The organism is Mycobacterium shimoidei (assembly GCF_900417275.1).
Lineage (GTDB): Bacteria > Actinomycetota > Actinomycetes > Mycobacteriales > Mycobacteriaceae > Mycobacterium > Mycobacterium shimoidei.
Genome location: NZ_UEGW01000001.1, coordinates 1,110,545 through 1,135,648, shown reverse-complemented (window position 1 = coordinate 1,135,648; position 25,104 = coordinate 1,110,545). Strand labels below are relative to the sequence as shown.

General features: G+C 65.6%; 21 protein-coding genes and 3 tRNA genes. 10 read left to right on the top strand and 14 right to left on the bottom strand.

Annotated features, from left to right (window positions below; all coding sequences use genetic code 11):
• Nucleotides 1-82: 82 nt before the first annotated feature.
• The 4 genes from MSP7336_RS05520 to MSP7336_RS05505 all read right to left on the bottom strand — a co-directional run bounded on the left by MSP7336_RS05520 (nucleotide 83) and on the right by MSP7336_RS05505 (nucleotide 4,550).
• On the bottom strand, nucleotides 83-1,108 hold the full coding sequence (locus MSP7336_RS05520) for a DUF1942 domain-containing protein (RefSeq protein WP_113963232.1): 1,026 nt from the start codon (nucleotides 1,106-1,108) through the stop codon (nucleotides 83-85).
• Between the two features lie 213 nt (nucleotides 1,109-1,321).
• Nucleotides 1,322-3,103 (bottom strand): serine/threonine-protein kinase, encoded by a 1,782-nt coding sequence (locus MSP7336_RS05515; protein WP_113963231.1) that lies wholly within the window; start codon nucleotides 3,101-3,103, stop codon nucleotides 1,322-1,324.
• 232 nt (nucleotides 3,104-3,335) lie between these two features.
• Nucleotides 3,336-4,208, bottom strand: coding sequence for a hypothetical protein (locus MSP7336_RS05510; protein WP_244917522.1), 873 nt, complete (start codon nucleotides 4,206-4,208; stop codon nucleotides 3,336-3,338).
• A 259-nt stretch (nucleotides 4,209-4,467) separates the two neighbouring features.
• A tRNA-Leu gene (locus tag MSP7336_RS05505) sits at nucleotides 4,468-4,550 on the bottom strand.
• 246 nt (nucleotides 4,551-4,796) lie between these two features.
• On the opposite strand from MSP7336_RS05505, the gene MSP7336_RS05500 reads away from it, so the two are divergent.
• From MSP7336_RS05500 to pknB, 7 genes are all read left to right on the top strand, one after another.
• Nucleotides 4,797-6,296 carry an FHA domain-containing protein gene (locus tag MSP7336_RS05500; RefSeq protein WP_113963230.1) on the top strand — a complete coding sequence of 500 codons (1,500 nt, stop codon included), beginning with the start codon at nucleotides 4,797-4,799 and terminating at the stop codon, nucleotides 6,294-6,296.
• A gap of 134 nt (nucleotides 6,297-6,430) precedes the next feature.
• Nucleotides 6,431-6,898 carry an FHA domain-containing protein FhaB/FipA gene (locus MSP7336_RS05495; protein WP_069394301.1) on the top strand — a complete coding sequence of 156 codons (468 nt, stop codon included), beginning with the start codon at nucleotides 6,431-6,433 and terminating at the stop codon, nucleotides 6,896-6,898.
• Nucleotides 6,895-8,367, top strand: coding sequence for a PP2C family protein-serine/threonine phosphatase (locus MSP7336_RS05490; protein ID WP_113963229.1), 1,473 nt, complete (start codon nucleotides 6,895-6,897; stop codon nucleotides 8,365-8,367). Before MSP7336_RS05495 ends, MSP7336_RS05490 begins: the two co-directional genes overlap by 4 nt.
• A 76-nt stretch (nucleotides 8,368-8,443) precedes the next feature.
• Nucleotides 8,444-9,847, top strand: a complete 1,404-nt coding sequence (locus MSP7336_RS05485) for an FtsW/RodA/SpoVE family cell cycle protein (protein ID WP_069394062.1) — start codon at nucleotides 8,444-8,446, stop codon at nucleotides 9,845-9,847.
• Complete coding sequence (pbpA, locus tag MSP7336_RS05480; protein ID WP_113963228.1) at nucleotides 9,844-11,319, top strand: D,D-transpeptidase PbpA; 1,476 nt, start codon at nucleotides 9,844-9,846, stop codon at nucleotides 11,317-11,319. The genes MSP7336_RS05485 and pbpA overlap by 4 nt, the downstream gene beginning before the upstream one ends.
• Nucleotides 11,316-12,638 (top strand): serine/threonine-protein kinase, encoded by a 1,323-nt coding sequence (locus tag MSP7336_RS05475; RefSeq protein WP_113963227.1) that lies wholly within the window; start codon nucleotides 11,316-11,318, stop codon nucleotides 12,636-12,638. The genes pbpA and MSP7336_RS05475 overlap by 4 nt, the downstream gene beginning before the upstream one ends.
• Nucleotides 12,638-14,512, top strand: a complete 1,875-nt coding sequence (gene pknB, locus MSP7336_RS05470; RefSeq protein ID WP_113963226.1) for a Stk1 family PASTA domain-containing Ser/Thr kinase — start codon at nucleotides 12,638-12,640, stop codon at nucleotides 14,510-14,512. Before MSP7336_RS05475 ends, pknB begins: the two co-directional genes overlap by 1 nt.
• Here pknB and MSP7336_RS05465 read toward each other — a convergent pair.
• Nucleotides 14,490-15,161, bottom strand: coding sequence for an aminodeoxychorismate/anthranilate synthase component II (locus tag MSP7336_RS05465; RefSeq protein ID WP_113963225.1), 672 nt, complete (start codon nucleotides 15,159-15,161; stop codon nucleotides 14,490-14,492). The genes pknB and MSP7336_RS05465 overlap by 23 nt on opposite strands.
• A 34-nt stretch (nucleotides 15,162-15,195) precedes the next feature.
• The gene (locus MSP7336_RS05460) at nucleotides 15,196-15,954 is read right to left on the bottom strand and encodes a DUF881 domain-containing protein (protein WP_113963224.1); all 759 of its coding nucleotides are present in this window, start codon (nucleotides 15,952-15,954) and stop codon (nucleotides 15,196-15,198) included.
• A gap of 97 nt (nucleotides 15,955-16,051) precedes the next feature.
• Here MSP7336_RS05460 and crgA point away from each other — a divergent pair, with 97 nt between their 5' ends.
• Together crgA and MSP7336_RS05450 are read left to right on the top strand one after the other, a co-directional pair.
• Complete coding sequence (gene crgA, locus MSP7336_RS05455) at nucleotides 16,052-16,333, top strand: cell division protein CrgA (RefSeq protein ID WP_069394302.1); 282 nt, start codon at nucleotides 16,052-16,054, stop codon at nucleotides 16,331-16,333.
• A gap of 150 nt (nucleotides 16,334-16,483) precedes the next feature.
• Nucleotides 16,484-16,906, top strand: coding sequence for a PH domain-containing protein (locus MSP7336_RS05450; RefSeq protein ID WP_069394303.1), 423 nt, complete (start codon nucleotides 16,484-16,486; stop codon nucleotides 16,904-16,906).
• Nucleotides 16,907-16,921: 15 nt separating this feature from the next.
• Here MSP7336_RS05450 and MSP7336_RS05445 read toward each other — a convergent pair whose 3' ends face one another.
• A complete protein-coding gene (locus tag MSP7336_RS05445; RefSeq protein ID WP_069394068.1) occupies nucleotides 16,922-17,470 on the bottom strand; it encodes a peptidylprolyl isomerase in 549 nt (182 codons plus the stop codon).
• A gap of 121 nt (nucleotides 17,471-17,591) precedes the next feature.
• Between MSP7336_RS05445 and cwsA the strand changes: the two genes are divergently transcribed.
• Nucleotides 17,592-18,020, top strand: coding sequence for a cell wall synthesis protein CwsA (gene cwsA / locus MSP7336_RS05440; RefSeq protein WP_069394304.1), 429 nt, complete (start codon nucleotides 17,592-17,594; stop codon nucleotides 18,018-18,020).
• 3 nt (nucleotides 18,021-18,023) lie between these two features.
• On the opposite strand, the gene MSP7336_RS05435 is transcribed toward cwsA, so the two are convergent.
• The 7 genes from MSP7336_RS05435 to gyrB form a co-directional block, all read right to left on the bottom strand.
• A complete protein-coding gene (locus MSP7336_RS05435) occupies nucleotides 18,024-18,599 on the bottom strand; it encodes a carboxymuconolactone decarboxylase family protein (protein ID WP_113963223.1) in 576 nt (191 codons plus the stop codon).
• Nucleotides 18,596-18,913, bottom strand: coding sequence for a carboxymuconolactone decarboxylase family protein (locus MSP7336_RS05430; protein ID WP_113963222.1), 318 nt, complete (start codon nucleotides 18,911-18,913; stop codon nucleotides 18,596-18,598). The genes MSP7336_RS05435 and MSP7336_RS05430 overlap by 4 nt, the downstream gene beginning before the upstream one ends.
• Before the next feature lie 40 nt (nucleotides 18,914-18,953).
• Nucleotides 18,954-19,026, bottom strand: a tRNA-Ala gene (locus MSP7336_RS05425).
• Nucleotides 19,027-19,165: 139 nt separating this feature from the next.
• A tRNA-Ile gene (locus tag MSP7336_RS05420) sits at nucleotides 19,166-19,239 on the bottom strand.
• Nucleotides 19,240-19,425: 186 nt separating this feature from the next.
• Nucleotides 19,426-20,334, bottom strand: coding sequence for a DUF3566 domain-containing protein (locus tag MSP7336_RS05410; protein WP_113963221.1), 909 nt, complete (start codon nucleotides 20,332-20,334; stop codon nucleotides 19,426-19,428).
• Between the two features lie 69 nt (nucleotides 20,335-20,403).
• A complete protein-coding gene (gene gyrA, locus MSP7336_RS05405) occupies nucleotides 20,404-22,908 on the bottom strand; it encodes a DNA gyrase subunit A (RefSeq protein WP_069394076.1) in 2,505 nt (834 codons plus the stop codon).
• Between the two features lie 28 nt (nucleotides 22,909-22,936).
• A complete protein-coding gene (gene gyrB / locus MSP7336_RS05400; RefSeq protein WP_069394077.1) occupies nucleotides 22,937-24,967 on the bottom strand; it encodes a DNA topoisomerase (ATP-hydrolyzing) subunit B in 2,031 nt (676 codons plus the stop codon).
• Nucleotides 24,968-25,104: the final 137 nt, after the last annotated feature.

Genomic DNA, 25,104 nt, shown 5'->3' with positions numbered 1-25,104 from the left:
CAGCGGGGCCCAAGATACGACCAACCCCTGCGGAACACCCGAAGGTGATCTCCGCAGGGGTCGGACTTTTGTGCTGACTAGGTCAGGACGCCGGTGTGCCCTGGCTTGGGCTTCCGGTGGAGCCGTTCTGGCTACCCGCGGGGGTCGCCGGGTTGGCCCCGGGTGTCCCTTGGCCGGTGGACGTATCGGGGCTGCCCGCAGTACCGGGCGCCTCCGGAGTGCCTGCCGAACCGGGTGTGCCCTGGCTGCCAGCGGGAGCCTCCGGGCTGCCGGCGGTCGCGGGCGCCTCCGGCGCACCGGCCGTCCCCGGTGCGGCTTCGCTACCAGCGGTGCCAGGCGCTGCCGGGGTACCTGCCGCTCCCGGCGCCGCCGGTGTCCCCGCGGCAGTCCCAGGCTCTGCCGGCGTCCCGGCCGCCCCGGACCCAGCCGGGGTACCCGCCGGGACTGGGGTCACGCCGCTGCCGGTGGCCGGCTGATTCCCCGGCGTACCAGCGGGAATCGGAGTTCCTTGGCTGCCGCTTGCCGCCGGGTTACCGGCCGGGTTCGCTGTCCCCGGCGTTCCGGATTGAGCGGGCGTGTTGGAGTTCGCGGCGCGCGATGACGTCGACCCGCCACTGCGACCTTGTGATTGTGATTCCACCCAGGTGGCCAGTTCGTTGCCCGCGGCATCGATGTACACCACCGAGTTCGGCGCATCACCGGTGACGTCGAAATAGATCTTGCCGGTCGTCTTACCGCCCGGATTGAGTGTCGCCGGGTTGACACCCTGCGGTGTGGCGACCTGGTAGAGGGCTCGGTAGGTCTGACCGCTGCTAGACCGGGCGTTGAAGTTGGACACGATCGGAGTCGCGCCGCCCTGGATGGCCTCATCGGTAGCGGTGGCTTCCCAAAGGGTGCCTTCTACCGGGTACGGAATAGCGTCCGAGCTCGGTTTGAGGCCGGTGACCGTCCATCCTTGGACATTGTCTCCGTGAACGATCTTTGCTTGGCTGCCCAAGCTCTGCGTACTGGCGACGGCGCCTTCATCAGCTGTGGCGACCGATGTGCCGACGATGCCGACGGCGCCTGCGGCGGCAAGTGCTGCTGCTGCCAATGCGGTGATCTTCAAGGTGGTTCACTCCTTAATGGTTGTCGTCTTCATCCTGGTTAGGGGCGGCGGCGCTGCGACACATTGCTGCAACCGCCGACAATTGAATGCCGATACTGCGCAGCTTAGAGGCCAGCAACGGTAATTGACACATCTGTTTTCTACCACCTGCCGGATGGGGCTGCACCGCCTTTGCATATGCCTAATAGCCCCCACGTGGCCGGCTGACACGTGTCAAGAATGCGTGCTCCACCACATATAAAGCTGGTCGAGAGTCGGCCCCTCCGCGTCTGTTTGGACGATGCCAAGCAGCATGACTTCCTCGTTGCTCCACATCACCATCGGATTGTTTTGCTGAGACCCACACAGCAACATGCCGCTGATTTGATCAGGCGTGGCGTTTCGGTGCCATGGACCCGGTGATTGAATCCGGCCCGGGCAGTCGACTGGAGCGGATGTCTTGGACGTCTTGTCAAACGCGGCCCTGACCGATGCCTTATCGGGGAATAGCGTGTAGGTCGCCGATGGCGGTCCGTCAGGATCAACGTTTGGTCCGCACAAAACTTTGGCGAGTGCATTGTTCGGCGGACTGCTCGGCTTGCAGGCGTCCGGCGGGTAGCCCGCAGGCAACAGACCGAACAGCTTCGCCTGGCTTTCGGCGGCCGGCGGTTTGGGAACCGTCGTGGTCAACGCAGCCGTGGGGGTGGGCGTCGCTTCGGTTGTGCTCTCCGCGGGTGGCGTGGACCCCGACGGCCACAGCAGCCAAATGCTCAGCAGCACAACGACAGTCACCACCCCGGCGGCGATCAGCGGGACTTTGCCTCTTTGTTTGCGTGGCGGGCGGCGCAGCGGGCGCACACCCGGCGGCGGTGCGCCGAATTGGCCCGGCCAGCTGCTCCCACCTGGCGTGAAGGATGGGCGCGGTCCGTCCGCAGAGCCATGGGTGTGACCGACGCCCGCACCCCACTGCGGGCTCGGGTGCGGCGGCGGTGCCGGGCGTGGCAGAGGCTCGGGACCGGCGGGGCGCGCATGAGCTGGCCCCGTAGCCGGGTGCGGTGCTGGCCTGGACGGCGGTGGGGGAGGAGGGGAAGGCGCCGACCGTGGGGGCGGCGCCTCGACTTCCGGCAGCGTTGCTTCCTGGCTGTGCTCGATGATGTGGCCGGCGCGATCCTGATCTGGCGCGCTCAGTGCATCATTGGCTGCTTGGGCGAGCTCACCGGCGCTGGCGTAGCGGTCCTTGGCTTCCTTAGCCATACCGCGGGCAATTACGTGGTCGAATGCGCGGGGAATTCCAGGCCGCAGCTGGCTGGGATGCGGAATGGGATCCATCAGGTGCGCGGTGATCAGCATTCCGGCGCTGTCGGCCCGATACGGTGGCGATCCGGTCAAGCACTCGTGCAGCACGCACGCCAATGCGTAGACGTCGACGCTGTGGGTCACCTCGGCGTTGGTGAAACGCTCAGGCGCCGCGTATTTCCAAGTTCCCACCGCGCTGCCCGCCTGGGTCAACCTCTCGTCGGTCGTCGCACTGGCGATGCCGAAGTCAACAAGATAAGCAAAGTCGTCCGGAGTAATCAGGATGTTTTCCGGTTTGATATCCCGGTGTATTACTCCGGCCGCATGGGCGGCGTCTAAAGCCGCAGCGGCCTGGCGCACAATTGCTACCGCGCGTGGCGGATCCAAAGCACCAGATTCTTTCAACAGGGTGGCCAAATCGGTGCCTTGAATCAGGCGCATATCAAGATATAGCTGTCCATCGATTTCGCCGTAATCGTGGACAGGCACCACGTGCGGTTCTTGCAGCCGTCCGGCCATTCGGGCTTCGCGCTGCAGCCGTTCACGAAATACCGGATCTTGGCATAGAGCGGGCGACAACAGCTTGAGCGCCACAGCCCGCTCTTTCACGGTGTCCTCGGCTTCGTAAACCTCGCCCATGCCGCCGCGACCGAGCAGGCGCGTGAGGTGATAGCGGCCAAAGGTTGACCCCACGCGCGAACCCTGCGCGGTGTCGCTCATCGCCGACTCCTTAAGCCACCCATAACCCCACCGGCAGCGGCTTGACGATCATCCGGCAGACCCGCCGACGGCTACGCCAGAGTGCGTCAACTATGACGGCAAATCCCTGCCACACTGGTCACACGCTAACCGTAGCAGTCGTCTCAGCGCGGATTCGGCCTCTTGGTTAGCCTGCCAACCCGGGCCGGCCGGCCAGATAGATACTACGAGAGAGTTTGCGGAGCGCTAGCCGCTATGCGTGAGCGCCGCGGCGGCGACGGGGCTCGGCCAGTGGTTCGGGCTCCGTCTCCCGAACGGATGGTGAGCCGGAGTTCGCGGGCCGCATCCTTACGTCCGGTGGTCCCTCGAGCTGCCTGCTCCGGACTCGGTCTCGAATCTCCTGCGTGGCCTGCTTGATTCGATCGATCTCAGCACGCACGTCCTCTGGCCTGGTCTCCTGGCTTGCGACTTGGAAATAGGTCAGCACCCAACGCAACAATTCCAGCTTCTGCTTTTCCCGCCTGGCCAGGTCGTGCGTCGTCATCAATTCGATCCGCTGAACCGGGGGCAAAGACCCCCAGTCAAGTACGAACTTCGTTTCGATGGGCTTGCGCCGTCGCTTTTGAAGCGCACGCCACCGGCCTGCCGGCGCCGGACTGTCGTAATAGGTGACCGTGCCGGCGAAGCGCGATGCGATCGCGCCGCCCAATTGGTGACGATCGAGCGCAGAATCCCATACCGTGCGCCACTCCTGGCCGGGCGCCAGCTCAGGCAGCTCTTCCGGCAGACGCAACTCGGTGATGTCGACCATGCCCTCGTAGGCGTTTTCATACTCGGCGACCGTGGGCGGGTTATTGAACCCGAAGCGGACGTCGTAGGCCGTCCGCTGACCGAAGTTCCTGACCACCAGCTCGATGAGATGCCAGTCCGCGGCGTGTGGCTCCATGAACATGGTGACCTGCGGGCGGTTGTCTTCGAAGCTCAGCTTGCGAACCCGACTCAAGTGGTAACGCACATAGATCAGGGCCGCTACGGCGACGACCACCATCGCCCACAACGCCAAACCGAGCCAGGTGGTGGACCCTAGGTCGGTCACGGCGTGCCATCGGTCATTGATCCAACCCACTGAATCCACCTCCCCTCCCACTTGCCGCAGCACCGGTACCACACGGTCCGTTCTGCTGCATCATAGGACTGCAGCACGTCCGGTTAATTTGGAGATAACCGCCGAATCGATTCGTTTTAACTATCCGGTTGCCGCAATAGCGCCGGAACCTACTGTCGCCGTGCGTATTTGAATGTGGCGGCTAAAAATCAAGTCGCCGATTTTGGATGGACGCGGCACTTGGCAATTCTCGTCAGGCGTGGGCCTGACTTCAAAGCTGTGGGCGAAGGGGGACTTGAACCCCCACGTCCCGAAGGACACTGGCACCTGAAGCCAGCGCGTCTGCCATTCCGCCACTCGCCCGAACGACCGCTGGAGCCTACCACTGTAATAGCTCACGCCCGCAACCGTGAGGGCGGACCGACCGACCAGGCGGCTTCCCCGGTCCACAATCTGTGACCTGCATGAATCTGATTCTCAGAGTTCTCGTGGTGCCGCTGCACCCCGCTCGCCCGATACCATTCGGGAGACAACACGCGTGATGCGACGCGCGGAGGCCGTCCGCCCTGCAGCGGCAAGGTAGGAAGACGAGTGAGGCAGGCGCTGGGCATGGGCAGCCAGAAAGGGCTAGTTCAACGTTTCGAGCGCAAACTGGAAGCCACCGTCGGAGATGCGTTTGCCCGGGTGTTCGGTGGTTCGATCGTTCCGGAAGAGGTCGCGGCGATGCTGCGCCGCGAAGCCAGCGAGGGTATCCGGGCACTTCCCGACGATCGCTTTTTGGCACCGAACGAATACATCATTACGCTCGGTATACACGACTACAAGAAGGTGGGCACTGACCCGGATCTCACAGCCAACGCATTCGCTGGCAACTTGGCGGGATATATCAGCAAGCAGGGATGGCAAACATATGGTGACGTGGTTGTCCGGTTCGAGCGGTCGTCGAACCTGCACACCGGCCAGCTCCGCGTCCGCGGTGCTGTCAACCCGGACGCTGCGCCCCGCTCGACCGTTAGCGAGTTCGCCCCTCCACAATCAGATCATGCGTTTAGCGCAGAATCAGGAGTACCACTGATGACTGATAATTCGAGCTATCGCGGCGGCCAGGGGCAGGGGCAGCCGGGAGACGAGTACTACGACGATCCCTATGGACCGCCGCCAGATGACCCGCGCGCCGGCCAAGAGCCTCCTCGAGAGCCTTACCCACCGCAGCCGGGCGGCTACCCCGACCAGCGGGGCTACCCGCCGCCCCGACAACCGGAACAGGGCGGGTATCCGGACCAGGGCGCCGGCTACGACCAGCGCGGTGGCTATCCGCAAGGCGGCTACCCCGACCAGCGGGGTTATCCGGAGCAGGGCGGGTATCCCGGCCAGGCCGGCGGCTATCCGCCATATGAGCAACGGCCTGCTGGTTATGGCGGGGGTCCGGGCTATGACGCCGGTCCGGGCTACGACCCCGGTTATCGCCAGGGCGGCGGGTACGGCGGCCCACCCGGTGGCCAAGGTTACGGCGACTACGGTGACTATGGCCGCGCCCCCGCTCGCCACGAAGACGTCGGCTACGCGCAGCCCGAGCCGCGGGCTCCATATCCCGACCAAGGCGGTGGTTACGACCAGGGCTACCAGGGCGGACCGGGATACGGGCGCCAAGACTACGGTCAGCCTGAATACGGCGGCTACCCGGACGCCGGTCAGGCCGGCGGGGTTTACGCACCCTCCGGGGGTGGCTACGCCGAGCCGTCGGCCCCCGAATACGACTACGGTCAGGCGCCGGCGCCCGGCGGGTACGGCGGCTACGGCCAGAGCGGTTACTCCGCCTCAGGAACCACCGTCACCTTGCAGCTCGATGACGGCAGCGGCCGCACCTACCAGTTGCGCGAGGGCGCGAACATCATCGGCCGCGGACAGGACGCGCAGTTCCGGTTGCCCGACACCGGGGTTTCACGTCGCCACCTGGAAATCCGCTGGGACGGGCAGGTCGCACTGCTGTCGGACCTGAACTCCACCAACGGCACCACGGTCAATAACGCACCGGTGCAAGAGTGGCAGCTGGCCGACGGCGACGTGATCCGGCTGGGCCACTCCGAGATCATCGTCCGTATTCACTGAGCTCGCCCGAGACGAAGCTACCCAGCTTCACCCCGTGTTGAGCGCCGTCCAAGTATCGTGACCTTGCTGATGTGCCCGGTATCGCGGACGCAATGAGTGCGGATGCCAGCACGGACCAGACGGAGGGCCGCCAGATGCAGGGACTGATACTGCAGCTGACGCGCGCCGGTTTCCTGATGCTGCTGTGGCTGTTCATCTGGTCTGTGCTGCGGATCCTGCGCACGGACATCTATGCGCCGACCGGCGCCGTCATGGTGCGACGCGGTCTGGCGTTGCGCGGCACTTTGCTACCGGCACGGCGGCATCGCGACACCGCTCGCTACCTGGTGGTCACCGAGGGCGCTTTGGCAGGAGCTCGCATCACGCTGAGCGGTCAGCCGGTGCTGATCGGGCGCGCTGACGACTCCACCTTGGTTCTCACCGACGACTACGCCTCGACGCGGCACGCGCGGCTCTCAAAGCGGGGCTCGGAGTGGTACGTCGAGGACTTAGGATCGACCAACGGTACTTACCTCGACAGGGCGAAAGTGACGACGGCAGTACGGGTTCCCATTGGCACGCCGGTACGCATCGGCAAAACGGTGATTGAGTTGCGCCCGTGACCCTCGTCTTGCGGTACGCGGCGCGCAGCGACGTCGGCCTGGTGCGCTCCAACAATGAAGACTCGGTCTATGCCGGCGCGCGGCTACTGGCGCTTGCCGACGGTATGGGCGGCCATGCGGCCGGTGAGGTGGCCTCGCAACTGGTTATCGCCGCGCTGGCACACCTCGACGACGACGAACCGGGCGGAGACCTCCTCGGCAAGCTCGAAGCCGCGGTGCGCGCCGGCAACTCGGCCATCGCCGCTCAAGTCGAGATGGACCCCGAGCTCGAGGGGATGGGCACCACACTCACCGCAATCCTGTTTGACGGCAACCGTCTTGGGCTGGTGCACATCGGCGACTCGCGCGGCTACATGCTGCGCGACGGAGAGCTGACACAGATCACCAAAGACGACACCTTCGTCCAAACCTTGGTTGACGAAGGGCGAATCACCCGAGAAGAGGCACACAGCCACCCGCAGCGCTCATTGATCATGCGCGCGCTCACCGGGCACGAGGTCGAGCCCACCTTGACCATGCGCGAAGTCCGGGCCGGCGACCGCTACCTGCTGTGCTCGGACGGACTGTCCGACCCGGTCAGCGACGAGACCATCCTCGAGGCGCTCAAGATTCCCGACGTCATCGAAAGCGCCGACCGGCTCATCGAATTAGCGCTGCGCGGCGGCGGGCCGGACAACGTGACGGTGGTGGTCGCCGACGTCGTCGACGACAACTACGGGCCTACCCAGCCGATCATCGCCGGGGCGGTGTCCGGCGACGACGACCAGTCCACCCGGCCGAACACGGCAGCCGGCCGTGCTTCGGCCATCAGCCCACGCAAGAGTGTTGTCAAACGTGTTCTGCCACAAGCTGACTCGTTCATTCATCCGCGACGATCGCGGCGCCGGCTGGCAATCGGCATCACCTTGGTGGTGTTGCTGATCCTCGCCGCGATGGCAATCGGCCAAACCGTCATCCGCAGCAACTACTACGTCGCCGCCTACAACGGCGACGTGTCGATCATGCGCGGAATCCAAGGGTCGATCCTGGGCTACCCGCTACACAAGCCGTATCTCGTCGGCTGCCTCAACGCCCGCGACGAACTGTCGCAAATCAGCTACGGCCAGCCCACGAACAGCCTCAACTGTCGCCCGATGAAGTTGTCCGACCTGCGGCCGTCCGAACGCGCGCAGGTTGCGGCGGGCCTGCCCGCCGGAACTCTCGAAGACGCGATCAGCCAGCTGCGCCAGTTATCCGCAGGCTCCTTGCTGCCGCCTTGTCCGCCGCCACGCGCCACGTCGCCTCCCGCGGCGCCGCCACCCGTCCCGCCATCCGCCAGCCGCACACCGGCGCCGAGCGCGCCGCCAAGCAGCACGGCGCGCCCCCAAGAACCGGGAGGGCAGTCGTCGCCCGCGACCACGTCACCCACACTGCCCGCCGTTGCCCCACCGTCTCCTGAGCCAGGCACCAACTGCCGGGCGGCGGCATGACACCCGCCGGGGCTGACGCAGCGGGGGCATGCCCGCAGAGGGGGGGACTCCCACCCGCGTGCGGGGGACAGCGCGCATGACGACGCGGCCCCAGCCGGCGGTTGCGGTGACCCCGCCGCTGCCGACTCGGCGCAATGCCGAAGTGCTGCTGTTGTGCTTCGCTTCCATCATCACCGCCGTGGCGCTGGCGATCGTCGAAGCCAACCAGGACCGCGGATTGCGTTGGGACTTAATCACTTACGCCGCCGCGTTCCTGGGGCTCTTCGTGGGCGCGCATCTGGCCATCCGTCGGTTTGCGCCCTACGCGGATCCGTTGCTGTTGCCGGTGGTTGCGCTGCTCAACGGCCTGGGCCTGGTGATGATCCACCGCCTGGATCTCACCCACCCGGGCGGCAGCCCCGACCCCAGCGCCACCCAACAGATGTTGTGGACCTTGGTGGGAGTGGGCGCGTTCGCCGTTGTGACGATCGGGTTGAAGGATCATCGACAGCTGGCCCGCTACGGCTACATATGCGGCCTTGCCGGCCTGGTGATGCTGGCGATCCCGGCGTTTTTGCCACGGTCATTCTCCGAGCAAAACGGTGCCAAGATCTGGATTCGGTTGCCGGGCTTCTCGATTCAACCCGCTGAATTCTCCAAGATCTTGCTTCTGGTCTTTTTCTCGGCGGTGCTGGTCGCTAAACGCAGATTGTTCACCAGTGCCGGCAAGCATGTCCTGGGCCTGGATCTGCCCCGGCCCCGTGACCTTGCTCCGCTGCTGACCGCCTGGATCGTCTCCGTCGGCGTGATGATCTTCGAAAAGGACCTGGGCACATCGCTCTTGCTGTATGCCTCGTTTCTGGTGATGGTCTACCTGGCCACTCAACGGTTCAGTTGGGTCGTCATCGGTTTCGGCCTGTTCGCACTGGCAAGTGTTGCGGCGTATTACCTCTTCGCCCATGTCCGAATACGGGTTCAGACCTGGCTGGACCCGTTCGCCGACCCCGACGGCAGCGGCTACCAGATCGTGCAGTCGCTGTTCAGCTTTGCAACCGGGGGAATCTTCGGCACCGGGCTGGGCAACGGCCAGCCCGATACGGTGCCGGCGGCGTCGACCGATTTCATCATCGCCGCATTCGGAGAAGAGCTCGGCCTGGTCGGGCTGGCCGGCCTGTTGATGCTCTACACGATCGTCATCATCCGCGGGCTGCGCACCGCGATCGCGGTGCGCGACAGCTTCGGCAAGCTGCTGGCGGCCGGTTTGTCGTCGACGCTGGCAATCCAGCTGTTCATTGTCGTCGGCGGAGTCACCAAGCTGATCCCGCTGACCGGACTGACCACCCCCTGGATGTCTTACGGCGGGTCGTCGCTGCTGGCCAACTATGTGCTGTTGGCCATCGTGGTGCGCATCTCGCATGCGGCGCGACGCCCGTTCCGCACCCGTTCGCACAACACGTCGCCCATCGCCGCGGCCAGCACCGAGGTAATCGAGCGGGTATGAACGCCTCCTTGCGTCGAATCTCGGTGACCGTCATGGCGCTGATCGTGCTGCTTTTGCTCAATGCCACAGTCACCCAGGTTTTCACCGCCGACGGGCTGCGCGCCGATCCCCGTAACCAGCGCGTCTTGCTCGACGAGTACTCGCGTCAACGCGGCCAAATCACCGCGGGCGGGCAACTGCTGGCCTACTCGGTGGCCACCGACAACCGGTTTCATTTCCTGCGGGTGTACCCCGAGCCGCTGGTCTACGCGCCGGTAACCGGCTTTTACTCGCTGCGCTATTCCAGTACCGGATTGGAGCGCGCCGAAGATCCGGTGCTGAACGGATCCGATCGGCGGTTGTTCGGCCTGCGCCTCGCCGATTTCTTCACCGCGCGCGACCCGCGCGGCGGCCACGTGAACACCACCATCAATCCGCACGTCCAGGAGGCGGCCTGGGATGCGATGCAGCAGGGGTGCAACGGGCCGTGTAAGGGGGCGGTGGTCGCGCTGGAACCGTCGACCGGCAAGATCCTCGCCCTGGTGTCCTCGCCGTCCTACGACCCGAATCTGCTGGCATCGCACAACGTCGAGGAGCAGTCGCGGGCCTGGCAGGGGCTACGCGACGACCCGAATTCGGCGCTGACCAACCGCGCTATCGCCGAGACGTATCCGCCCGGCTCGACGTTCAAGGTGATCACCACCGCGGCGGCGTTGCAGTCCGGCGCCACCGAGGATGCGCAGTTGACCGCGGCGCCGACCATCCCGCTACCCGACAGCACCGCCGTGCTGGCGAACTACGGCGGCGAACCTTGCGGCAGCGGCGCGACGGTGTCGCTGCGGGAGGCTTTCGAGCGGTCCTGCAACACCGCGTTTGTCCAGCTCGGCCTGATGACCGGGGCCGACGCCCTGCGCAGCACCGCGCATGCGTTCGGCCTGGACGCTTCGCCGGAGGCCATTCCGTTGCAGGTCGCCGAGTCCACGCTCGGCCCGATTCCGGATGCGGCCGCGCTGGGCATGTCGAGCATCGGCCAAAAGGATGTCGCCTTGACCCCGCTGCAAAACGCGGTGGTGGCCGCGACCATCGCCAACAACGGGGTCACCATGCAGCCGTATCTCGTCGAGAGCCTCAAGGGGCCGGACTTGTCGAATATCGGCAAGGCCACCCCGCACGAACGTCGGCGTGCGGTGTCGCCGCAGGTCGCAGCTAAGCTAACAGAGTTGATGGTCGGCGCCGAGCAATTCACACAGCAGAAAGGGGCCATCCCCGGCGTGCAGATCGCATCCAAGACCGGTACCGCCGAACACGGCACCGACCCGCGTAACACTCCACCGCACGCGTGGTACATCGCTTTCGCGCCGGCACCGTCGCCGAAGGTGGCCGTTGCAGTGCTGGTGGAGGACGGCGGCGACAGGCTGTCCGCAACAGGGGGTGCACTCGCCGCGCCCATCGGGCGGGCAGTGATCGAGGCCGCGCTACAGGGAGGACCATGAGCCCGCGAGTAGGTGTGACGCTGTCTGGCCGGTATCGCCTGCAGCGCCTCATCGCCACCGGCGGCATGGGCCAGGTGTGGGAGGCGGTCGACAGCCGGCTGGGCCGCCGCGTCGCGGTCAAGGTGCTCAAGAGCGAGTTCTCCTCCGACCCCGAGTTCATCGAGCGCTTCCGCGCCGAGGCGCGCACGACCGCGATGCTCAACCATCCCGGGATCGCCAGCGTGCACGACTACGGCGAGACCCAGATGAACGGCGAAGGTCGCACCGCGTACCTGGTGATGGAGTTGGTCAACGGCGAGCCGCTCAACTCCGTGCTCAAGCGGATGGGCAAGCTCTCGCTGCGCCACGCGCTGGACCTGCTCGAGCAGACCGGGCGTGCCCTGCAGGTCGCGCACGCCGCCGGGCTGGTCCACCGGGATGTCAAACCCGGAAACATCCTCATAACTCCCACCGGCCAGGTGAAGATCACCGACTTCGGCATCGCCAAGGCCGTCGACGCGGCGCCGGTGACCCAGACCGGCATGGTGATGGGCACCGCGCAATACATCGCCCCAGAACAAGCGCTCGGTCACGACGCCACCCCAGCCAGCGACGTGTACTCGCTGGGAGTTGTTGGGTACGAATCGGTTTGCGGCAAGCGGCCGTTTACCGGCGATGGTGCGCTGACGGTCGCCATGAAGCACATCAAAGAGCCGCCCCCGCCGCTGCCCAGCGACCTACCGCCCAATGTGCGCGAACTGATCGAAATCACGTTGGCGAAAAACCCGGGCATGCGCTACAAGAGCGGGGGTCCGTTCGCCGACGCGGTCGCCGCGGTGCGCGCCGGACGCCGCCCGCCGCGGCCCCACCAGGCGGCGACCCGCGGGCGGGCGACCCCGGCGTCGAGTCCCTCGGGTGCGCAAACCCGGGCGGCGGTCGCCCCCGCCCGCGCCCCCGCGGCGCGGCGATCCCGCCCGGCAACCGGTGGACACCGGCCGCCGCCACCGCGACGCACTTTCTCTCCCGGCCAGCGGGCGCTGCTGTGGGCGGCCGGGGTGCTGGGTGCGCTCGCGATCATCATCGCGGTGCTCATCGTGATCAACTCGCACGACGACGGTTCGCAACCACAGCCGTCGGCCCCAACGGTCACCGACACCGGCACACCGAGTCAACAGCCCACCAACGCGGGCATGGCACGTGGACAGCCGTCCAATTGGACGGATCCCGGGGTGGTGGGTAACTCTAGTGGTCAGAGTAAGCAGCGCGACCGAAGCCGAGCTATCGGGCCTGTCGTGCTGACGCAGCACCCCGCGTCACTGGCCAGATACGAAATACGGTAATGACCACCCCGCAACACCTGTCTGATCGCTACGAGCTTGGCGAGATCCTCGGCTTCGGCGGCATGTCGGAAGTTCACCTCGCCCGAGACCTCAGGCTGCACCGGGATGTGGCGGTCAAGGTGTTGCGGGCCGACTTAGCCCGCGACCCCAGCTTTTATTTGCGGTTTCGGCGGGAGGCGCAAAATGCCGCGGCGCTGAACCACCCGGCGATCGTCGCGGTGTACGACACCGGGGAAGCGGAAACCGAGGCGGGGCCGCTGCCCTACATCGTCATGGAGTACGTCAACGGCGTCACGTTGCGCGACATCGTGCACACCGACGGGCCAATGGAGCCGCAGCGGGCCATCGAAGTCATCGCCGACGCCTGTCAGGCGCTGAACTTCTCTCATCAGCACGGCATCATCCACCGCGACGTCAAGCCGGCGAACATCATGATCAGCACGACCGGCGCGGTGAAGGTGATGGACTTCGGCATCGCTCGCGCTATCGCCGACAGCGGCAACAGCGTCACCCAGACAGCGGCAGTGATCGGGACGGCGCAGTACCTGTCGCCCGAGCAGGCCCGCGGAGACTCCGTCGACGCCCGCTCCGACGTCTATTCGCTGGGCTGTGTGCTTTACGAAATCCTCACCGGCGAGCCGCCTTTCGTCGGTGACTCACCGGTAGCAGTGGCCTATCAGCACGTCCGCGAGGATCCTGTTCCGCCGTCGCAGCGTCATGAGGGTATCTCCCCCGAACTCGACGCGGTGGTGCTCAAGGCGCTGGCCAAGAACCCGGAGAACCGTTATCAGACCGCCGCGGAGATGCGCGCCGACTTGGTGCGGGTGCACAGCGGCGAGCAGCCCGAAGCGCCCAAGGTGCTCACCGCCGCCGAGCGGAGCTCCATGCTGGCATCGTCGGGTCCGTCGACGGGGGTGCAGACGGGGCCCATGCCGCGCCACGAACTCGACTTCACCCGGGACCGCAACCCGGGTTCGGTGGGTCGCTGGCTCGTCGCCGTCGCGGTGCTGGCGGTACTGACGGTGGTCGTGACGATCCTGATCAACACGTTCGGCGGCAGCACACGCAACGTGCAGGTTCCGGACGTGCGCGGGCAGGCGTCCGCGGATGCGATCGCTGCGCTGCAGAACCGGGGTTTCAAGACCCGTACCCAGCAGAAGCCCGATTCGACAGTGCCGCCTGACCACGTCATCGGCACCGACCCCAGCGCCAACAGCGCGGTGGGCGCCGGCGACGAGATCACCGTCAACGTCTCCACCGGGCCCGAGCAGCGCGAAGTCCCTGACGTTTCGTCGCTGAGCTACGCGTCGGCGGTGAAGAAGCTGAAAGCCGCCGGGTTCGGTCGTTTCAAGCAGGTCAGTTCGCCGTCGACGCCGGAGATGAAGGACCGGGTCATCGGAACCAACCCGCCGGCGAACCAGACGTCGGCGATCACCAACGAAATCACGGTCATCGTCGGCTCCGGTCCGGCCACCAAACAAGTCCCCTCAGTGGCCGGCCAGACCGTCGAGCTGGCACAGCAGAACCTGACTGTCTACGGGTTCACCAAGTTCACCCAGGCCGCGGTCGACAGCCCCCGCCCCGCCGGCGAGGTCGTCGGCACCAACCCGCCCGCGGACGCGACGGTGCCTGTCGACTCGGTGATCGAGCTGCAGGTGTCCAAGGGCAACCAGTTCGTGATGCCCGACCTGTCGGGCATGTTCTGGACCGACGCCGAACCTCAGCTGCGAGCGTTGGGGTGGACGGGCGTGCTGATCAAAGGTGCCGACGTCGACGCCGGCGGCGACAAACACAACCGGGTGGTCTACCAGAGCCCATCGGCGGGCCAGGGCGTCAACAAAGACGGTCCCATCACGCTGAAGTTCGGTCAGTAGTCTCCAGCGGCCGCACCGCCGCCAGGACCTCGCTTTCCAGCCTGCGCACTAGCGCGTCGTCGCGAGCGTGTCCGCAGTAGGCCAGCCAGTTCGCCAGCATCCGATGGCCGCCCTCGGTGAGGATCGACTCGGGATGGAACTGAACACCGTGGATGGGCAATTCGACGTGCCGCACCGCCATGATCACTCCGCTGCGAGTGCGGGCGGTCACCTCCAGTTCAGCGGGCATCGTTTCGGGCAGGATCGTCAAGGAGTGATACCGCGTCGCGGTAAACGGGTCCGGAAGACCCTGCAGCACACCGGTGTTCGTGTGGAACACACTGCTGGTTTTGCCGTGCAGCAATTCGGAGGCCCGGCCCACGGTGGCGCCAAACGCAACGCCGATCGCCTGGTGGCCCAGACATACGCCCAGCAGTGCGGTGCGGGTCGCTGCGCACGCTCGAACCAGGTCGACCGAGGCGCCGGCGCGTTCGGGCGTACCGGGTCCGGGGCTCAGCAGTATCCCGTCGTACTCCGCGGCCACCGCCTGCTGATCGGACAGCCGGGCGTCGTCGTTTCGCCATACGGCAACCTCGACACCAAGCTGGCCCAGGTATTGGACCAGGTTGAAAACGAAACTGTCGTAGTTGTCGACGACCAGCACGCGCATCCGACCAGGTTAGCCTCCGGTTGTTGCCCGCCGATCAGTAGCTCACCGGACCGACCGGCTGCGCGAAGTGCATCCGCACCGGTTCGGTGTATCCGGCGACGTGTACGTCGGGCATGACTTGTTCGGTATAGCCGAGACCGAACCGCGCCACGTATTGCTTGTACAGGGTCACCAGCGGAGCGTTGGCCAACGCGGCCTGCATGGCAGCCGGGTCTCCGACCGCGCTGATCGTGTACGGCGGACTGTATGTTCTTCCGTTGAGTAGCAACGTGTTTCCGACGCATCGGGGCGCCGATGTGGCGATGATGCGCTGGTCCTGCATCTGGATGGCCTCCGCGCCGGCGGCCCACAATGCGTCGAGCACACCCTGGATGTCCTGCTGGTGCACGACCAGGTCGTCGGGTGACGCGTCGCGCGGGAAACGTCCGTTGGCGTCGCGCTGCGCATCGTTGAGAGTGACCACCAGGCCCGGTCCGTGAACCGGATCGAGCCCGGTCTCGACGGCCAGCTCCGCCGAGCGCCGGTGCATCGCCGCCAACGCTTCATCTGTCGACCGCCCGTGCGTGGAATCGATCGTGCTCGCCAGTCGATCGCGCTCACCGCCCAGACCCGCGACCTTCGACTGTGCCTCGCGGACCAGATCGACCAGCCGCGGCGCATCGCTGCCCCGGATCTCCCCGCCGCGGGACACCCCGTGGGTCGCGCCCAGCAGTAGGCCGGCCAGCAGGCATACCAACGGGACGCCGACGCGCCACAACGAACGCGCTCCGCGGCGGGTGCTGCGCCTGGCCATCGGCTCTCCGTTCGTGGGGGTGCGGGTGGGTTAGTCTCGTAGCCGAACAATGCTTGCAACCCAATGGTTGCACCCGCTCGACCGTCCTGAGGTATCGATGCCCAAGTCCAAGGTCCGAAAGAAGAACGACTTCACCGCCCGTGCGGTGAGCCGTACGCCGGTCAAGGTCAAGGCTGGGCCGTCCAGCGTGTGGTTCGTGGCATTCTTCGTCAGCCTGATGCTCATCGGTTTGGTCTGGCTGATGGTGTTTCAGCTGGCAGCCACCGGACCCGATGCGCCGTCGATGCTGGATTGGATGGCGGAGATCGGTCCGTGGAACTACGCGATCGCCTTTGCTTTCATGATCAGTGGGCTGTTGCTCACAATGCGGTGGCGGTAGAAGTTTCCCGGTACCGTGATGAATTCATTTAGGGTCTGCGGCGTTACTGGATTAGCAAAACGGCGCATACTCAATCACACGCGTGTTATTCATCCCCATTGTGTATAGCACTTGTGGATAACTGCATCCGGTGTGGTGGGGGCGCCTGAGATGGCGGCACAGCAAACACAATGGGAGCCCTCCGCTGCGGGAATCGCAGGTTGTGGCTTCGTCGGCGCTGTGATGGCTATCGCATGTGTGACTGTGGTCACAGACGTGCCCGGCCGGTTGCTGACCGGTATAGCCGCAGCGGGATTGCTGATGTTTGCGCTCGTCTCCTGGCGTGCGCGCCCGAAGCTGGCAATCACCGACGAAGGGCTGGCGGCCCGCGGCTGGATGCAAACGCAGTTTTTGCGGCGCGCCGATATCAAGATCATCCGGATCACCGAGTTCCGCCGAATCGGCCGAAAGGTACGGCTATTGGAGATCGATACCGTCGATGGCCGACTGCTGATCTTCTCGCGGTGGGACCTCGGCACCGACCCGCTGGAGGTGCTCGACGCGCTCACCGAGGCCGGCTACGCCCCCGGGTGAGCCAGGCGCGTGTGGCTAGGAGATGGTCACCGACTCGATCACTACCGGCTCTGTGGGCCGGTCGCTTTGATCGGTCGGCGTGCTGGCGATCGCGTCGACGACTTGCTGAGACTGCGGATCGACGACCTCACCGAAGATGGTGTGCCGACGATTCAGATGCGGTGTGCGGTCCACGGTGATGAAAAACTGCGATCCATTGGTACCGGGACCGGCATTGGCCATCGCCAACAGATAAGGCTTGTCGAACTGCAACTCCGGGTGGAACTCGTCGGCGAACTTGTAGCCGGGTCCACCACGCCCGGTTCCGGTGGGGTCGCCACCCTGGATCATGAAGCCGCTGATGACTCGGTGGAACACGGCACCGTCGTAAAACGGGCCGGTGCTGCCACCCGAGGCGTTTTGGGTGGAGTAGTCCTTGGTGCCCTGCGCGAGACCCACGAAGTTCGCGACGGTTTTGGGAGCGTGGTTTCCGAACAGCGCGATCTTGATGTCGCCGCGGTTGGTGTGCAGTGTTGCAGTGGCAGTTTGAATTGGGCTGGTGGTCACGGCAACACAGTCTGCCATCACCCGTGCGGGCGTCCGCCGGCCGGTGCCCGGTCGTAGCGACACATGCGCCGTCCGGTCCCATTGACCTCCGCCGAGTGGCAGGGTGGAGGTCTACGCACGGTCGGCAGAAAGGCGGCAGATGAGCGCGACGACGAACACCCGGTTGACGCCACGCCAGCGGCTGAGTCGCGGGTTGGCGTATACCGCAGTGGGTCCGGTGGACGTGACGCGCGGGGTGGTGGGACTGGGCGTGCAGTCGGCACAGGCCGGCGCGTCGAGTCTGCGTCGCCGCTATCGGGAGGGCCGGTTGGCGCGCGAGCTGCAAGCGACGCAGGAGGCCATCGCCCAAGAACTCGCCGCGGCGCAGGAGGTGGCCGCCGGCCTACCGGAGGCGCTACAGAAGGCGCGGCGATCGCAGCGCCGCGGCAAGCGGCCGTGGCTGATCGCCGGCGTCGTGGTGTTGGCCCTGGCCGGCGGCGCGGTCGTGTTCTCGATCGTCCGGCGTTCCACTCGCCCGCCCGAGCCGTCGCCGCGGCCGCCAAGCGTCGAGGTGCAGCCGCGGCCGTAGTGCCTACCGGTACCCGCGTTTGAGAAGGTGCCGCGCACCTGCGCTCATCGCTTCCTGGCTCGCGATGTCGAAGCCCAATGCGTTGGCCAACCGGTCGGTGATGTTGAACGCAAGGCAGACTGCGAGAGCGTCTTTGACCGCAGCGGGAGAGACCCCGGCAGCCAGAACCGCGCGGATGTCAGCCGCGTCGATGCTCTGCTGCGCGGTGAGCTTGCCGAGCATGCGCAGCGTTGCCCGGAGCGGCTCGTCGATCGGTGCGGTATCCAAATCCGCAAGCGTGCCCTTGACCCTCGCGTCGTCGCCGTACCACAGCGTCGACGTGGCCGAATGGGCCGAGACGCAAAACGGGCATTGGTTGACTTTCGAGACGTAGGCCGCCATCAGCTCGCGATCCCCGATCGACCACTGCGATGGCCCGCGCATCGCTTCATGGGTCAACGGGCCGGCGCCGTAAAAATCCGGACGGTGGAGCGCCAACTTGACCGCATCGACGACGGGCTGGCGGGTCATCACCCGGATGAGCGCAAAGATGGCCTTGGTCGACGGGCGATGGCCTCGCTCGAGGATCTCGAGTCTCACGCGTCCGAAGCTTCTGCCGTCGCGTCGGCCAAGGCGGCTAGCGCGCCGCTGTACTGACGGTTCGCCTGGCCGATGGCCGCGCATACCACGACTTCGAAGATCTGATCCTCGCTGAGGCCCGCCGCGCGGACCGCGGCAAAATCCTCGTCGGTCACCTGGTAGGCGCGCACGGCGACCTTCTCGACCAAAGTGCGAAGTGGTTCGTCTAGGCCCGCGTTGTCAAATGCGTTGCGGCGCAACTCCGGTGCGGCCTTTCCGTTTTCACCGAGCACACGGGCGAGGAGCTCCTGGTGCAGCTGCGCTATCTCGACCATTGCTCTGAGGCTAATAGGACGCGCCTGCGACGTCGATGGGTGGAGCCTAGGGGATTCGAACCCCTGACTTCTGCCTTGCAAAGGCAGCGCTCTACCAACTGAGCTAAGGCCCCTCGCTGCCATGTGCTGTCTGGTCAGCTGCCATATGCCACACCTCGACCCCCCGCCGCGACCGAATTACCACCGCCAACAGGGCGACTGCCGCCAGCGGCAGCACCAGCCTCACGGAGCGTCTGGGCGAACACATGGTTGTGGGCCTAGGAGGACTCGAACCTCCGACCTCTTCGTTATCAGCGAAGCGCTCTAACCGCCTGAGCTATAGGCCCGCACACGCGGACAGCCGAGCGACGAGATTACCGTATCGCGCACCCTCGACCCTAATTCCCGATTCCCGGGCGGATCCCGATTGCCCGCCTCCTCCTCATCGCGCTACGCGCTCTGCATCGTCGCCGGGCTAGTCTCGATTGCCCGCCTCCTCCTCATCGCGCTGCGCGCTCTGCATCGTCGCCGGGCTAGTCCCGATCCGCCAGTGTCACTTCGATCCCACCGATCAGGTCGGTCGTCAGGTTGTACACGAACACACCAATGGTGGCCATCGCGGTGAGCAGCACGATGTTCACCAGCCCGATCAACAGCGCGCCGCCGAAGATCGCGCCGCTGGAAACCAACTCGGCACTGCCGCTGGAGTTGTTCAGCAGATCGCCGACATTGCTGTTCAGCTTGCTCCACACACCCATCCCGCCGAGGACCAGGTACAGGAAGGCAACGGCGATCATCCAGACGAAGAACAGCGCCACGGAAAGCACCAGCGATACCTTCAATGTGCTCCACGGGTCGATCCGGCGGATCTGCATGCTGGCCCGCACCGGGCCCCGGGATCGCGCTGCGACCTGGATCCGGGCGGTAGGGCGGTCCGCGCCGGACGCCGCGGTCTCCGGCGCGCGCTCCGGCGTCGCCCTGCGTGGCGCCGGTCGGGGAGTGCGCCCGGACAAGTCCGGTAATTCACTGGCGTAGGCCTCGCCGTGCCGACCCTCTCCGCGGGCGGGCGGCGAGTCGGCATCAACTCCAGCGCCGGACGGCGCGCCCAGCGTGGGTGTCTTGCTGCGCCCGGTCTGCGGCGGCACCCCGCCGCCGGGCGCCGCCGTCCCCGAGATGAATCGGGTCAGGCGCGCTTCCACACCTGGCGAGTGGCCCGCCGACCGGGTTTCTCCGTGCGCAGGCGCCTCGCCAGCCGGACGAGGCGGGGTAGATGACGGCCGACCGCCGGCCGCGCGTGGGGGGGATGCCGCCCCGCCGGTTTCTGGGCTGCGGCTCGAGGTGGGATGCGGCTCGGACCGGTGTGCGGCTCCGCGGCCGACCGAGCCATCACCATTAGAGCTGTCGCCCCGCCCGGGGTATCCCGGCTCGTTCGGTGAAGTCACCTACGGCTCCTTACGTGCGGTCGCCTCGTGTCGGCTCGGGCCGGCTGACGCCCAGCGCTAGTCACCAGGCTAGGCCTCGTCCCCCTCCGGGCTGTCCGTTACGGCCGCTTCCTCGGCGTTACGTGCAATGGCCACCAGTGTGTCGCCCTCGCCCAAGTTCATCAAGCGAACGCCCTTGGTTTGCCGTCCCGCCTTGCGTACCTGCCGGGCCGCGGTCCGGATTACGCCGCCGCCGGAGGTGATGGCGTACACCTCGCTGTCCTCGTCGACGATCAACGCCCCAACCAGCCTGCCACGTCGCTCGTCGTACTGGATCGTCAAGATGCCCTTACCGCCGCGGCCCTGCGTGGTGTACTCCTCGATCGCGGTGCGCTTGGCATAGCCGCCGGACGTCGCTACCAGCAGATATGTGCCTTCGCGCACCACGTTGAGCGACAGCAGATAGTCGTCGGCGTTGAACCGCATGCCCTGTACACCCGAGGTCGCGCGCCCCATCGGGCGCAACGCTTCATCGGTTGCCGAGAACCGGATGGACTGGCCGTTGGCCGAGACCAGCAGCAGGTCGTCGTCGGCCGAACACAGCACCGCCCCGACCAGTTCGTCGCCGTCGCGCAGATTGATCGCCACGATTCCGCCTGAGCGGTTCGAGTCGAAGTCGGTGAGCTTGGTCTTTTTGACCAGACCTTTGCGGGTGGCCAGCACCAGATACGGCGCGTCCTCATAGCTGCGGATCTGGATGACCTGCGCGATCCGCTCCTCGGGCTGGAATGCCAGCAGGTTGGCGACGTGCTGGCCGCGCGCGGTCCGCGAGGCTTCCGGCAGGTCGTAGGCCTTGGCCCGATACACCCGGCCCTGGCTGGTGAAGAACAGGATCCAGTCGTGCGTCGAGCACACGAAGAAGTGCGCGACGATGTCGTCCTGCTTGAGGCCGGCGCCCTGGACCCCCTTCCCGCCTCGTTTCTGACTGCGGTACAGGTCGGTCTTGGTGCGCTTGGCGTATCCGGTCTCGGTGATGGTGACGACGACGTCTTCGCGTGCGATCAGGTCCTCGTCGCTGACCTCGCCGTCGGCGGCCACGATGCGGGTCCGGCGGTCGTCGCCGTGCTTGTCGACAATCTCTTTCAGCTCGTCACGCACGATGCCGCGCTGCCGCTCGGGTTTGGCCAAAATGTCTTCCAGATCGGCGATTTCGGCTTCGATCTTCGCCAGGTCGTCGATGATCCGCTGGCGCTCCAACGCCGCGAGCCGGCGCAGTTGCATGTCCAGGATGGCTTGCGCCTGGATCTCGTCGATGTCGAGCAACTCGATCAAGCCCTGGCGCGCGATGTCGACGGTTTCCGACGCCCGGATCAGTGCAATCACCTCGTCGAGCGCATCGAGCGCTTTGACCAGACCGCGAAGAATGTGGGCCCGCTCGTTGGCCTTGCGCAACCGATAGGTGGTGCGGCGCACGATGACGTCGAGCTGGTGGTCCACGTAGTGGCGGATCAGCTGGTCGAGGCGCAGCGTGCGCGGAACCCCGTCAACGATCGCCAACATGTTGGCGCCGAAGCTGGTCTGCAGCTGGGTGTGCTTGTAGAGGTTGTTCAGTACCACCTTGGCCACGGCATCGCGCTTGAGCTCGATGACGATGCGCAACCCCACCCGGTCACTGCTCTGGTCTTCGATGTTGGCGATACCGGCGAGCTTGCCGTCGCGAACCTGCTCGGCGATCGAGGTGATGAAGTTGTCGTGGTTGACCTGATAGGGCAGCTCAGTGATGACCAGCGAGGTGCGACCGCGCGAATCCTCTTCTATCTCGGCGACTCCGCGCATCCGGATGGATCCGCGACCGGTGGCGTACGCTTCGGCGATCCCCTCCGAGCCGACGATCAATCCGGCAGTGGGGAAGTCGGGCCCCTTGACCTTCTTGGTGACCGCCTTGAGTGTCGCCTCTTCGTCGGCGTCGAAGTTCTCCAGGCACCAGAACACCGCCTCGGCGAGTTCTCGTAAGTTGTGCGGGGGGATGTTTGTGGCCATGCCGACGGCAATGCCACCCGAGCCGTTGGCCAGCAAGTTGGGGAACCGGCTGGGCAACACCGTCGGTTCCTGCACCCGACCGTCATAGTTTGGTATGAAATCGACTGTCTCCTCGTCGATTTCGCGAAGCATTTCCATCGCCAGCGGAGTCAGCCGCGCCTCGGTGTACCTCATGGCGGCTGGCGGATCATTGCCCGGCGACCCGAAGTTGCCCTGGCCGTCGACCAGCGGATAGCGCATCGACCACGGCTGCGCCATCCGCACCAGGGTGTCGTAGATCGACGCGTCCCCGTGCGGGTGGTAGTTGCCCATCGTCTCGGCGACCGAGCGCGCCGATTTCGCGTGGCTGCGGTCCGGCCGGAATCCGGAGTCGTACATGGCGTAGAGCACCCGGCGGTGCACCGGCTTGAGGCCGTCGCGCACCTCCGGCAGCGCGCGGCCAACGATCACGCTCATCGCGTAGTCGATGTAGCTGCGCTGCATCTCCTGCTGAATGTCGACCGGCTCGATGCGGTCGGCGGCGTCACCGCCCGGCGGCAGCGTAGTATCTGTCATTGATTTCCTTGAATCCCCTTAAATTTCCTCAAACGTCCAAGAAGCGAACGTCTTTGGCGTTTCGGGTGATGAAACTGCGGCGGGCGTCGACATCCTCGCCCATCAATATGGAGAACAACTCATCGGCTGCGGCGGCATCGTCCAGGGTCACCTGACGCAGCACCCGCGCCGAGGGATCCATCGTGGTCTCCCACAGTTCCTTGGCGTCCATTTCGCCGAGGCCCTTGTAGCGCTGGATACCGTCGTCCTTATTGATCTTCTTGCCGGCCTTCAGCCCGGCTTCCAGCAATGCGTCGCGTTCACGGTCGGAGTATGCGAATTCCGGGTCGCTGCGTTGCCACTTCAGTTTGTACAGCGGCGGCTGCGCCAAGAACACGTGCCCGTTCTCGATCAGCGGCCGCATGAACCGGAACAGCAGCGTCAGCAGCAGCGTCGAGATGTGTTGGCCGTCGACGTCGGCGTCGGCCATCAGCACGATCTTGTGGTAACGCAGCTTGCTGATGTCGAATTCGTCGTGAATTCCGGTGCCCAGCGCGGTGATGATCGCTTGGACTTCGGTGTTCTTCAGCACCCGGTCGATGCGTGCCTTTTCGACGTTGATGATCTTGCCGCGGAGCGGCAGGATCGCCTGGAACATCGAATCGCGCCCGCTTTTGGCGGAGCCGCCAGCCGAATCACCTTCCACCACATACAGTTCCGATTTGCGTGGGTCGGTGGACCGGCAGTCGGCCAGCTTGCCCGGCAATCCGCCCAAGTCGGTTGCGGTCTTGCGGCGCACCAGCTCTCGTGCTTTGCGTGCGGCGATGCGGGCCTGTGCCGACGACACCGCTTTGTTCACGACGGTCTTGGCGTCACTGGGGTTGGCCTCGAACCAATGGGTGAGTTGTTCGTTGCAGACCTTCTGTACGAACGACTTGACTTCGGTGTTACCCAGCTTGGTTTTGGTCTGACCCTCGAACTGCGGCTCGCTGACCTTGACCGAGATCACCGCGGCCAGACCCTCACGGATGTCGTCGCCGGTCAGGTTGGGATCCTTGTCCTTGAGCAGCTTGCGATCCTTGGCGTACTTGTTCACCACCGAGGTCAACGCCGCCCGGAAACCCTCTTCGTGGGTGCCGCCTTCGTGGGTGTTGATGGTGTTGGCAAAGGTATGCACCGACTCCGAATAGCCGGCGTTCCACTGCATCGCGATCTCGACCTCGTGGCCGGGGCCTTTACCGGAGAAGTCGACGATGCTGCTGTGGATCGGGTTCTTGGTGCGGTTGATGTGCTTGACGAAGTCGACCAGGCCGCCCGGGTAGTGGAACGTGCGGTGCCTGACCTTGTGCGGGGCGTTGCGCTCCTGGGCTTGGTCCTGTGCGGACTTCGGGGCCTCGGCGGTGTCGCTGACGACCTCGTCGACGACCTCCTCGGCGGCGACGCGCTCGTCGGTCAGCTCGATGGTCAGACCCTTGTTGAGGAACGCCATCTCCTGCAGCCGTCGAGCGACGGTCTCGAAGTCGTATTCGGTTGTCTCGAAGATGTCCGGGTCCGCCCAGAACCGCACCGTCGTCCCGGTCTTCTTGGTTTTCTCGCCCTGCTTGAGCGTGCCCGGCACCGAGTGGTCGTAATACTGCGACCATTCGTAGCCGTCGCGGCAGATTTCCACCTCGAGCCGGGTGGACAGCGCGTTGACCACCGAAACGCCCACACCGTGCAGCCCGCCGGACACCGCATAGGCGCCGTCGTCGCCGCCGAATTTTCCGCCGGCGTGCAACTGCGTCATCACCACATCGACAGTGGGGATGCCGGTCGCGTGCATCGCCACGGGGATGCCGCGGCCGTCGTCGGTGACTTCGACGCCGCCGTCCGCAAGGAGTTTGACGTCGACTTTGGTGGCGAATCCGGCCATCGCCTCATCCACCGCGTTGTCGACGACCTCCCAGATCAGATGGTGCAGACCGCGTTCGCCGGTGGAACCGATGTACATGCCGGGCCGTTTGCGAACCGCCTCCAACCCTTCGAGAACCTGGATATCCCCGGCGTCGTATGAGGTGCGGGCCTTCTTCTGGGCAGGCACGATTGAAAGCTCTCCTTGGGGGGCGGGGCACGGCCAGCGACCGCGCGCGGGTTCTCCGGCCAGTCTACCGTTCGGAGGCGTCCGCACCGATTCTGCGAGGGTGTTTCTACACAGCTATCTGCGTCGTGCACGGGATT